The organism is Psychrobacter sp. CR212 (assembly GCF_059693765.1).
In genome coordinates, this window is record NZ_JCATIF010000002.1 from 327,574 (window position 1) to 339,442 (window position 11,869).

The 11,869-nt window shown below is 42.3% G+C and carries 8 protein-coding genes; 5 read left to right on the forward strand and 3 right to left on the reverse strand.

What is annotated here, in order from left to right; translation table 11 throughout:
- Positions 1–152: 152 nt before the first annotated feature.
- Complete coding sequence (locus AC58CZ_RS05720; protein WP_494223782.1) at positions 153–2,096, reverse strand: ATP-binding cassette domain-containing protein; 1,944 nt, start codon at positions 2,094–2,096, stop codon at positions 153–155.
- A gap of 239 nt (positions 2,097–2,335) precedes the next feature.
- On the opposite strand from AC58CZ_RS05720, the gene AC58CZ_RS05725 reads away from it, so the two are divergent.
- The 3 genes from AC58CZ_RS05725 to AC58CZ_RS05735 all read left to right on the forward strand — a co-directional run bounded on the left by AC58CZ_RS05725 (position 2,336) and on the right by AC58CZ_RS05735 (position 5,819).
- Positions 2,336–2,593: a SlyX family protein gene (locus tag AC58CZ_RS05725; RefSeq protein WP_186474767.1), complete on the forward strand. Its 258-nt coding sequence runs from the start codon at positions 2,336–2,338 to the stop codon at positions 2,591–2,593.
- A 218-nt stretch (positions 2,594–2,811) separates the two neighbouring features.
- A complete protein-coding gene (locus AC58CZ_RS05730; protein WP_277077339.1) occupies positions 2,812–4,023 on the forward strand; it encodes an OmpP1/FadL family transporter in 1,212 nt (403 codons plus the stop codon).
- 371 nt (positions 4,024–4,394) lie between these two features.
- Positions 4,395–5,819 carry an outer membrane protein transport protein gene (locus AC58CZ_RS05735; RefSeq protein WP_494223781.1) on the forward strand — a complete coding sequence of 475 codons (1,425 nt, stop codon included), beginning with the start codon at positions 4,395–4,397 and terminating at the stop codon, positions 5,817–5,819.
- Positions 5,820–6,283: 464 nt separating this feature from the next.
- Here the strand turns inward: AC58CZ_RS05735 and putP are convergent, their stop codons facing one another.
- Both putP and AC58CZ_RS05745 read right to left on the reverse strand, forming a co-directional pair.
- On the reverse strand, positions 6,284–7,783 hold the full coding sequence (gene putP / locus AC58CZ_RS05740) for a sodium/proline symporter PutP (RefSeq protein ID WP_071001285.1): 1,500 nt from the start codon (positions 7,781–7,783) through the stop codon (positions 6,284–6,286).
- 475 nt (positions 7,784–8,258) lie between these two features.
- Positions 8,259–9,131, reverse strand: a complete 873-nt coding sequence (locus AC58CZ_RS05745) for a LysR family transcriptional regulator (RefSeq protein WP_071001286.1) — start codon at positions 9,129–9,131, stop codon at positions 8,259–8,261.
- Between the two features lie 473 nt (positions 9,132–9,604).
- Here AC58CZ_RS05745 and leuC point away from each other — a divergent pair, with 473 nt between their 5' ends.
- Both leuC and leuD read left to right on the forward strand, forming a co-directional pair.
- Positions 9,605–11,023: a 3-isopropylmalate dehydratase large subunit gene (gene leuC, locus AC58CZ_RS05750; protein ID WP_186474764.1), complete on the forward strand. Its 1,419-nt coding sequence runs from the start codon at positions 9,605–9,607 to the stop codon at positions 11,021–11,023.
- A 141-nt stretch (positions 11,024–11,164) separates the two neighbouring features.
- A complete protein-coding gene (gene leuD, locus AC58CZ_RS05755; protein ID WP_071001288.1) occupies positions 11,165–11,815 on the forward strand; it encodes a 3-isopropylmalate dehydratase small subunit in 651 nt (216 codons plus the stop codon).
- Positions 11,816–11,869: the final 54 nt, after the last annotated feature.

Here is an 11,869-nt window from a genome sequence, read left to right on the forward strand (position 1 = left end):
ACGAATATCACCACTCTATATATAATAAAGTGGTGATGCTTTCAGAATAATTAATAATGCTTTATCAGACTATCAGAAACTTGTTTATCGAAATACGCAATGCAAAGTACATATGCGATATTCTAATAAATGTGGCTAGAGAAGTGCCATTATTAGTCTTCAAGCTCGCTCCAACGCTCAAGCTTACTCATCATTTCATCTTCGATTGTCAATAAACGCTCACTTGCGGCTGTCGCTGCATCAAAGTCGGTATTAAACCAAGAGCCATCAGCCAATTTTTCTTGTAGTTGAGTTTGTTCGGCTTCGAGTGCGGCGATTTCTTTTGGTAAGTTATCCAATTCACGCTGCTCATTATAATTCAGCTTTTTGGCTGCTTTTTTAGGCTTGGTATCTGCGCTAGATTTATTTGCCGCTTTTTTGCTGACCGCATTATTGGCAGGTGTTTTTGCGGCACGTGCTGCCTCTTCTCGGGTTTTTTGCACCAAATACTCTTGGTAGCCGCCGACATACTCTTTGACGATGCCATTGCCATTTTCATCCGTGTCAAATACCCAGGTGGAGGTGACCACATTGTCCATAAATGAGCGGTCATGACTGATCAGCAAGATGGTACCGTTAAAGCTGCTGACCGACTCTTCTAATAGCTCAAGTGTCGCCATATCCAAATCGTTGGTCGGCTCATCGAGTACCAAAATATTAGCAGGTTTTAATAATTGCTTAGCAAGTAATACGCGGTTGCGTTCACCACCTGACAGTGCTTTGACAGGGGTACGTGCACGCTCTGGTGCAAATAAGAAGTCTTGTAAATAGCTCATGATATGTGTCTTGCGACCGCCAACTTCGACAAAATCCGAGCCTTCTGAGACGTTTTGCGCGACGCTTGCCTCAAGGTCGAGCTGATCGCGCAGCTGATCAAAAAACGCGATTTTTAGATTGGTGCCTAGTTCAACACTACCCGTTTTAGTGACTTCATCGTCAGACATGTCGAGTAGGGCTTTGATAAGGGTGGTTTTACCAGCACCGTTAGGGCCGACAATACCGATTTTGTCGCCGCGCATAATAGTGGTCGTAAAGTTGTCAACCAGTACATTACCCTCATATTCAAGGTGCAGGTTTTTGACTTTACAAACGAGCTTGCCGCTTTTTTCGCCTTGACCCATCGTGATGTTTACATTACCCACTTGCTCACGGCGTTCGCGGCGCTCTTCACGCAATGCTTTTAGTTCACGGACGCGGCCTTCGTTACGGGTACGACGGGCTTTGATACCTTGGCGAATCCAGACTTCTTCTTGCGCCAGTTTTTTATCAAAATTGGCATTGTTTTTTTCCTCAGCAAGTAGCTGCTGCTCTTTTAGCTCTTGATAACGAGCGTAGCCTTTGGCGCCTTGGGTGACGTCATAGCTGGTCAATTGACCACGGTCAAGCTCTACAATACGAGTCGCAAGCTTATCAACGAATGCTCTATCGTGGGTGACAAACAGTAGAGTTAGACCTTGCCAATCGAGCAAGAAGCGCTCTAACCACTCAATACTATCAACGTCTAGATGGTTGGTTGGCTCATCAAGTAAGAGTACATCAGGTTTGGTGACCAGCGCACGAGCAAGTAATACGCGGCGCTTACGACCACCAGAGAGTGATGACAAATCATCTTTCGGATCAAGTCCCATGGTGGTGATCAGACGCATGGCATCACGCTCTAAGTCCCAGCCATGGACGGCGTCTATATCATGCTGCAAGGTCGCCATGTGCTCGCAAGCGTCCATGTCGCCATTGGCACACATCTCCACTTGCTTATTATAGTTAATGAGCAAGTCAGCTGTGCGGCGGCTACCACCCATGACGATATCAAGTATGCGTCCGCTCGACTCGGGGACGTCTTGCTCAAGCATCGCAACACGCATACTGCTGTTGGTGATGATCTCACCACTATCTGGCTGCAATGAGCCATTAATCAGTTTGAATAAGGTGGATTTACCTTCGCCATTGCGGCCAATCAAACACACACGCTCGCCTGAATTGATAGAAAAATCAATACCATCAAGAACAGGCGCGACGCCAAACGCTAAGTGAATGTCTTTTAAATGAATCAGTGCCATAGAGTATCTTAAGCTTATATAATAGTGAGGTAGGGGTTGTTGCAAAATTGCCAGCAGTATAACATGCCACCGCGCAACTGTAGTGCGAGTAAATCGTTTTATCAGTACTATTTATAGCTTTTATTCATAGTGGCTATTTTTGATTAGTATGATGGGTTTAATGGTGCCACTTAGGTTTTGCCACCTATTTTACTTGCTAAACCTTCCCACCTTATATTTACGATACTTTAGAGAAAAATATGAATCAATCTAATAACAAAGATGCTGCTGCGAGCATACAAGACGACTTGCAAACCCAAGTAATTGATTTGCAAATGAATGTAGCGCACCTTGAGATTACAGTAGAGAGACTTGATGAGGTGATTGCACGTCAAGATAAAGATATTCAGACATTACAGCGTCAGCTACAACTGATTTATAAGCAAATAGAAAATCAAGACCCAGAGAGTGGTATTGCCCCATTTGATGTGATGGCGGATAAACCACCACATTATTAAAAATAATAGTAAGTAAGGTAACCAGTAGTAAATGGACGCAATATGTGTATTTTTAGATAAAGGTACCCTTTGGTGACTTAATAGTCATAATATGGAAATAATGTATTTTGGCAGTTGTTTTAGTGTTAAAAAATCTTTACTATCTTCCACCTCGGATGCTGCTTACTTAAGAGAATTAAGTAAAGCAGTAAAACAATGCGGATGTTTGGAGATGTAAAATGCGCGCCACCTTTCACTTAAAAACTCTTGCAGTAGCTGTTGCTGCTCTATCTGTCGCTAGCGCTGCTAGTGCTGCTGGTCTTGATCGCTCAGGTCAAGATGTCACCGCATTCCTACAAGATGGCACTTATGCTGAAGCTGTCTATACCTATATCGATGCGGACGTGACGGGTAAAGATACTTCAGGTAATAAGATTGATGATATCGCAGAGTCTTATGACTTTTTCCGTTATGGCGTAAAAACAGACATTAACGACACGTTTAGTGTTGGCGTCTTATATGATGAGCCTTTTGGCGCAGCCGCTGACTATACTGGTGATAATAACTTTGTAAATGCAAACGGTGAGGGTACTAACGTAGAAGTACGTACAGAGAGTATTACTGGTATCCTTGGTGCGAAGTTTGGTCAAAATAAAAACTTCCAAGTATACGGTGGCCCAGTTGCTCAGCGCGTAAAGGCAGATGTAAAGCTACGCGGTCCTGCTTATGAAGCTGCGAACGGTTACACTACGAATATTAATGCTGATCAAGATTACGGTTATATCGCAGGCGTAGCTTATAGCAAGCCTGAAATTGCGTTAAAAGCATCATTAACATACCGATCGGAAATCGAACATAACGCTCAAGCATCTGAAATTTATCCTGTTGTAGGTTCTGGTCTTATACCAGCTCCTGTGGTTTCTGCACTTGGCCTGTCAACAAACAGAGTTGATAGCATTGAAATAACTACGCCTGAATCAGTGAACTTTGATTTTCAAACTGGCATCAACCCTACAACCCTAGCGACTGCAAAAGTACGTTGGGTACCATGGAGTGATTTTGCTATCGTACCATCACTATATAACGATGTTAGCAAGATTTCGACTCAGGATGATAAGGGGTTAGCGTTAGTTAGCTATGATGACGACCAATGGCAAGTAGAGCTAGGATTGGCTAAGCGTGTCGCGCCAGCACTTGCTATCAGTGGTACTGTTGGTTGGGACAGTGGTGCAGGTAACCCAGTCACCTCATTAGGTCCTATCGAAGGCTATTATAGCGCTGGTCTTGGCGCGAAATATAATGTGACCGAAAACTGGGCGATATCTGCTGGCGGTAAATACTTATGGTTCGGTGATGCCAAAGGTCAAATCCCAACTAAGACGATCGTTAGTGATTTCGAAAGTAACGATGGTTTTGTATTGGGTGTAAAACTATCTTACCAAGCTCAGTAAATCACAAATAAATTATGTGATACTGTTTGCTACTAATATAAAAAAGCGATCCTTTAAGGGTCGCTTTTTTATTATGTGTTTTTAGAAATCACATGTAACAGACTATAGGTAAAAATATTTATTTTATGACTATAGACCTCACCGTAAAAATCACACTAAGGATAAAAAGTAAACCACAGCATTTTATTTATATCTTATATGTACTGTCCAGTCATAATTGAGAAATAAAGCACTTTAAATGTTGTTTTAGTGTCAAAAAGACATTAGTATTCAACCTAGGACAAAACTTTAGTAATATCAATATCGAGCATAGCAATGCTACATAATGGTTATTAAAGTATTAATACAACAAGGATCGTTGGAGATATATAATGCGCACTACCTTTCATTTGAAATCCCTTGCAGTAGCTATTGCTACTCTCTCTGTTGCTAGCGTAACCAATGCTGCTGGTCTTGATCGTTCAGGTCAAGATGTCACTGCCTTTTTTCAAGATGGCACTTACGCTGAAGCGGTCTATACTTATATTGACGCTGATGTAAGCGGCTACGATAGTGCGAATGTCAATCCTGGCCAAAATGACTATGAGCGCGGCAATAAAACGGGCGACATTGCTGAATCTTATGACTTCTTCCGCTATGGCGTAAAAACTGATATCAACGACACGTTCAGTGTGGGTGTACTATATGATGAGCCTTTTGGTGCTGCTGCTGAATATACCCAAAGTAACTTTGTCTCACAAGGAGATGTCGACGCTTCTATTGCTTCTATTACTAATGGTGCAGCGCCAAGTCTGGCAGCGGCACAGGGTGCAATCGGTGCTCTGGCTGCAGGAGAAACAGCGGGTGTTTTGACTCCAGAACAGCAGGCTCAGTTAGACGGATTGCGTGGAGCAGTAGCAGTAGCACAAGCTGAAGCAGGTAATGCAGGCGAAAATACTAATGTAGAAGTCCGTAGCCAAAGCTTGACTGGTATTCTGGGAATGAAATTCGGTGCCAATAAAAACTTCCAAATTTATGGTGGTCCAGTTGCTCAGCGTATCCAATCTGAAACCAAATTGCGTGGCTTAGCTTATGGACCTGCTACTGGCTATACGTCAAACAGCAATCCTGATATGGATTATGGTTATATCGCAGGTATTGCCTATAGCAAGCCTGAAATTGCTCTAAAGGCTGCTTTGACTTATCGTTCTGAGATTGACCATGATATAGAAATATCCGAGTCCTATCCTTTAGTAGCAATTAGAGCTATAGCAGCAGGAGCTACTCCAGAACAAGCAGCAGCAGCAGCAAATAGAGACAGTACATACGAAATTACCACGCCTAAATCAGTCAATTTTGATTTCCAGACTGGTATTAATCCTACAACTCTAGCAACGGCAAAAGTGCGTTGGGTACCGTGGAGCGATTTTGTCATCACACCACCACTTTATAACGACACTAGTAAAATAAGTTATGGTCCTGATGGCTTAAACTTGGTTGAATACGATGATGACCAATGGCAAGTGGAGCTAGGATTGGCTAAGCGTGTTGCACCAGCACTTGCTATCAGTGGTACGGTTGGTTGGGATAGTGGTGCCGGTGATCCAACAACGTCGTTAGGTCCTGTCGATGGCTATTACAGCGTCGGTCTTGGTGCCAAATACAACGTGACGGAAAACTGGGCCGTGTCGGCTGGTGGTAAATACTTATGGTTCGGTGATGCAAAAGGTCGTCTACCTAGTGGAAAAATCGTTGGTGATTTCCAAGATAATGATGGTTATATTGCTGGTTTGAAGATTTCTTATCAAGGAAAGTAGCTTCCTTATATAACTGTTGGATAATAAAAAGCGGCCTATCATAGGTCGCTTTTTTATTGATTCCAATATTTTGAAGTGAATAAAAACTCTTAGATATGGAAAGATATTTAGAGTGTTTTACAGAGAGTAAATTAATAACTGATAGCTACAACCTACTTACTACTCATATGTTGTTATACGTGTGATATCTGCCTTCCAGTTGATTGAATGGTAAGCAATGTATCCATTGTCGCTACCTATATGATATTTAGCTGTCCATATAGGTAGGGGCGTGTTTAGATAGATTCATTTGGCAATAGTACATAGCTATTCTATTAAGAGTAGATACTCATAATAGAAGGTTGGAGCAGCCTTCCTACTTATAATAGTAGCTACTTACATCATAATTAATAGCTACCAATAAAAAACCTCGCCATTAGTGGCGAGGTTTTTTTATAGTGATAAGGTAAAGTTACTGTATAAACCTACTTGTTCAGGTTCAATTCCATCTCTTTGTATTTAGCGGCGACTGATTCTCTTGGACCGCCCGTCATGATACTGACTACAAAAATAGCGATGGTACTTAAGATAAAGCCTGGAACAATAGCATATAACCAGCTATTTAGTGCCATACCATCTATTTGGAAAGGACCATAGATCCATAAGATAACCGTCAATGCACCCACAACCATACCGGCAACAGCACCATTACGGTTCATGCGGCGCCATGTGAGACTGAAAATAACCAACGGCCCAAACGCTGCACCAAATCCTGCCCATGCGTTTGATACTAGGTTCAATACTGAGCTGTCTGGATCAGAAGCTAACAAGATAGCAACAATAGCGACCACGACAACTGAGATACGTCCAACCAATACTTGACGAGCTTCTGGTGCATCTCTGTCAAAGAATAGTTTATAAACGTCTTTGGTTAATGAGCTTGATACTACCAATAGCTGCGATGAGATGGTACTCATGATGGCCGCTAAAATCGCTGCTAATAGGAAACCTGAAACCAACGGGTGGAATAGGAACTGAGTGAATACTAAAAAGATAGTCTCAGGATCATCTAACGTCATAGCTGTCTTTTGTACATAAGCACGACCAGCAAAACCAGTCATGAGCGCACCAATAAGACTGACAATCATCCAGCTCATACCGATATTACGTGCAGTAGGCACATCTCGTACTGAGCGGATTGCCATAAAACGCACAATAATATGAGGCTGACCAAAATATCCTAAACCCCATGCCATGAGTGAAATGATACCGATGATACTCATACCGCTAGTAATATTTAGTAGGCTTGGATCAATGTTTCTAACGGCTTCAGTCGTGGCTGAAACACCGCCAAGATCTGTAAAGGCAACGAGAGGTACAATGACCATCGCAAACAGCATGATGATACCCTGAACAAAGTCAGTCATCGATACTGCTAAGAAACCACCGAATAGCGTGTAACCGACAACGACGCCAGCAGTCACCCAAAGTCCTGTGGTGTAAGATAGGTTAAGTGAGCTTTCAAAAAGCTTACCACCGCCTACGAGACTTGCCGCTGTGTAGACAGTAAAGAATAAAATGATAACCAAAGCGGAGATTACACGCAGCATATGCGATTTATCTTCGAAGCGGTTGGCAAAATAGTCAGGTAAAGTAATCGCATTATCAGCGACTTCGGTATAAACACGAAGACGCGGTGCTACGATGATATAGTTTAAGAAGGCACCAAGGGTCAAACCAAGTGCGATCCAAATACTCACCACACCATCTGCATACATATAGCCTGGTAGTCCGAGTAGCAACCAACCTGACATGTCCGATGCGCCTGCTGAAAGTGCAGTAACTGCTGGACCTAGATTACGTCCTCCTAAAAGATAACCCTCGGTATCATTGGCTTGCTTAAAATAAGCATAAACACCAATTCCAATCATCACTAAAAAATAGGCGCCAAGTGATATAAGCACGCCACTAGAAACTCCGTTCATATAAGTTATCCTTAACCAACATCGTTGGCTTTAATTATTTTTTAACTATAAAAGTTCTGTCATAAAAGACGATGCCTCAAACAAAATATCTCAAACAATGTTTAAAGACAAAAAAAGCCATTAATTAAGACATAATGGCTTTTTTCAGTATCTTTTGTAGTTTTATATGATTGATGTCGTTATATGGCTAGCACTCATATAGAGATAGAGAACAATGGGAACCTCGCATTCCACTTATCTGCTGTTATTGCTCGCATCTGCTATTTATATATGAGTATTAGCAACCTACCTAACCAATCAGCGAAACCATTAAACCTACTGTTAACCATCATATCTTACTAGAAGTATTCAATATATGACTATCAGTGTCCTTGTGGTAAATTTTTGTTATTAAAACAACGTCAAGCATATTATAACGTATGAGAGTCACAAATGCGAATAGCTTAAATACCTAAATTGTTGTATTGGGATGTTTTTACTCAATCGGCGCCAGCAAATCTAGTAGTGCGGTTACGCTACTAGATTGTGTTAGCTTCGGATTGATAACCACACCTAAATAGCGTTGTAACTCGATGTTGTCTGCCATATCGATACGTTCCAAATCTTGACTGACCATAGTTTGCGGAAGGACTGACCAACCCAGTCCAACAGAAACCAGCATCCGAATAGATTCAAGCGGATTAGTACTCATCGTGGCATAAGGTTTTAGGTTATGCTTAGCAAACTCAGCCAAAGTAATCTGACTGGTAAAGGTATTGGCAGACGGTAGAATAGCAGGATAGCGTGCTAACTGCTCTAAAGTGACATTAGATTTGGTCGCTAGAGGTGATAGTGTCCCTGTCATAAAATAAAGTGGATCTGACCAAAGCGTGTGATAGGTCAGGCGTTTATCGTATACAGGCGGTAGCGTGACAAACGCCAATGACAGATCGCCGTCTAGTACTGCTTTGTGGGCCTTTTCTGAGTCAACAAAATGAACTTCTAACTGAACAGCAGGATAAGTCTGAATAAAATGCTTAAGCACGGGTGCTAGATGATGTAAACCAATATGATGGCTTGTGCCAATTACAAGCTTGCCAGAAACGATATGCTGAGAATGCTGCAAGTTAATCTTGAAGTTCTCATAATCTTCCAACCAGCGTTTGGCGTGTGGCAGCATCTCAATAGCAGCCTGCGTGGGTACAATCCCGCGGCCTACAGTATCAAATAAAGTAATGTTAAACTCATCTTCTAAGTTTTTGATGCGCTTACTGACGGCAGGCTGAGTGATGAACAGCTTTTCTGCGGCACCTGAAATACTGCCAGTGTGCATAACGGTAACGAATGTCGTCAAGTTTGTGGTGTTCAAACGGATTTCCTTAGCTATTTTATGAGCTATAAATAAAAGTGGGCTGAGCCAATGATAACGTATTAAAAATAAAAGTTTGCATCTGGTTAAAAATCATCAATTATTATTATAGGATTTGCCTGCTATAATCACAAGATATCAAGGCGTATTGTCACATATTTATTCTTTTAAGTTGATTATTTGCAGTCTCAAGCGTGTTTTAGGCGCTGCTTATAGCCATAAATCTAAAATTATTAATGAATAATATTTATACTACACAAAATATAGCAATTCTAGAATATATATTTCAATATCATTGATTAGGTAGAAGTTATTGCAAAATGATGCTCTCACACAAATCATAAAGAGCTATCATGCAGTTAAATACGACATTATAGATAAATCTAATCGTTAATTGAACAAACAGAACCTTAGCTTACCAACAGGTGAGCAAGCGAAAATCAAGTCAGTAGTAATTAATAAAGGATAGCATCATGGCCGGTCAAACTTTATATGACAAACTTTGGAATGCTCATGAAGTCACCAAGCGTGACGACGGTTCGAGCTTAATTTATATCGATCGCCATCTGTTGCATGAAGTGACGAGTCCACAAGCGTTTGAAGGGTTGGAGCTTGCCAATAGAGCACCATGGCGTTTGTCTGCCAATATCGCCAGTCCTGACCACAATGTGCCAACAGTCACCAAAGAGCGCTCAGCAGGTGTCCCTGGTATTAAAGACAAGGTATCACGTCTGCAGGTTGTCACATTGGATGAGAACTGCACCAAATTTGATATCGCAGAATTTACAATCAACGATGCGCGTCAAGGAATTTTGCATGTCGTTGGTCCTGAGCAAGGTCTTGTGTTGCCAGGTATGACCGTTGTTTGCGGTGATTCGCATACAGCGACACATGGCGCACTTGGTTGCTTGGCACATGGTATCGGCACTTCTGAAGTTGAGCACGTATTGGCAACGCAGTGCTTGATCCAAAAGAAATCAAAAAATATGCAAATCCGCGTCACTGGTCAACTTGGTGCGGGCGTGACATCAAAAGACGTCGTGCTGGCCATTATTGCGAAGATCGGTACGGCAGGCGGAACTGGACATGCGATTGAATTTGCAGGTCAAGTGTTTGAAGACATGAGTATGGAAGGTCGTATGACTGTCTGTAACATGGCAATTGAGGCTGGTGCTCGCGTAGGTATGGTGGCTGTTGATGATACGACGATAGACTATGTTAAAGGTCGCCCGTACGCGCCAAACGAGTCACAGTGGCCACAAGCTGAAGCCTACTGGCGTACATTATATTCAGATGATGACGCAGTATTTGATACCGTGGTTGAGATCGATGGTAGCCAAATAGCACCGCAAGTATCTTGGGGTACCTCGCCTGAGATGGTCGTTGATATCACACAATCAGTACCAACACCTGACCAAGCCATTGATGAGGCGCAAGAAGAGGGTTGGTTACGCGCTTATACCTATATGGGTTTAGAAGCTGGTCAGAAAATCACGGACATTCAGCTTGATCGTATATTTATTGGCTCATGTACCAATTCGCGTATCGAAGATTTGCGGGACGCTGCAGCAGTTATCAAAGGACGCAAAGTGGCTGATAATATCAAAGAAGCCATCGTTGTTGCAGGTTCTGGACAAGTAAAACTACAAGCAGAGGCTGAAGGTTTAGATGCTTTGTTTACCGAAGCGGGTTTTGAATGGCGCGAGCCGGGTTGTTCAATGTGTCTTGCCATGAATGCTGACAAACTTGAGCCGCAAGAGCATTGTGCATCGACGTCTAATCGTAATTTCGAAGGTCGTCAGGGTAATGGTGGTCGTACGCATTTGGTCAGTCCAGCAATGGCAGCTGCAGCAGCGTTGGCAGGTCATTTTGTAGACGTTCGTACGTTTTAAGACTGATAATAAGTAGCTGACATCATGCTTATATCAACGATAAATATATGAGGATGGTGTCAAAACGGTAAAAATTTATTTACTGTTTAATGCGCTTATCAAGATTGTCAGCCAGCAAAAATATAATTGATAGGAAATTTTATGCAAGCTTATAACACCCAAACCGGTATCGTTTGCCCACTTGATCGCGCAAACGTCGATACCGATCAAATTATCGCAAAACAGTTTTTGAAGTCTATTAAACGTACAGGCTTTGGCGTGAATTTATTTGATGATTGGCGCTATCTTGATGAAGGATATCCAGGCCAAGACCCCAGCACACGTGTTATCAATCCAGACTTTGTATTGAATAAACCCCGCTATCAAGGCGCTACTATATTGCTAGCACGCAGAAACTTTGGCTGTGGCTCTAGTCGTGAGCATGCACCTTGGGCACTTTCTGAGTATGGCTTTCGTACGGTTATCGCACCAAGCTTTGCTGATATCTTTTACAATAACTGCTTTAAAAATGGCATGTTACCGATTGTACTAGATGAAGCAATTGTGGATACTTTAATGAAGGCGACTGTTGCTAATGAAGGCTATGAGCTGACGGCAGATCTTGAGCGTCAGGTAGTCATTACGCCAACAGGCGAAGAGTATGCCTTTGAAGTCGATGCTTTTCGCAAACATTGCTTGTTAAATGGGCTAGATGATATCGGTTTAACCTTGCAGCAAAGCGATGCTATCAAAGACTACGAGCATAAAATGATGCAAAAAACGCCGTGGATCTTTAACGACGTACGCGCTTAGGTAAGGATTTTATGATGCCTTGCTCACAAAACTGCTGGCCAGTCGCAACGCATC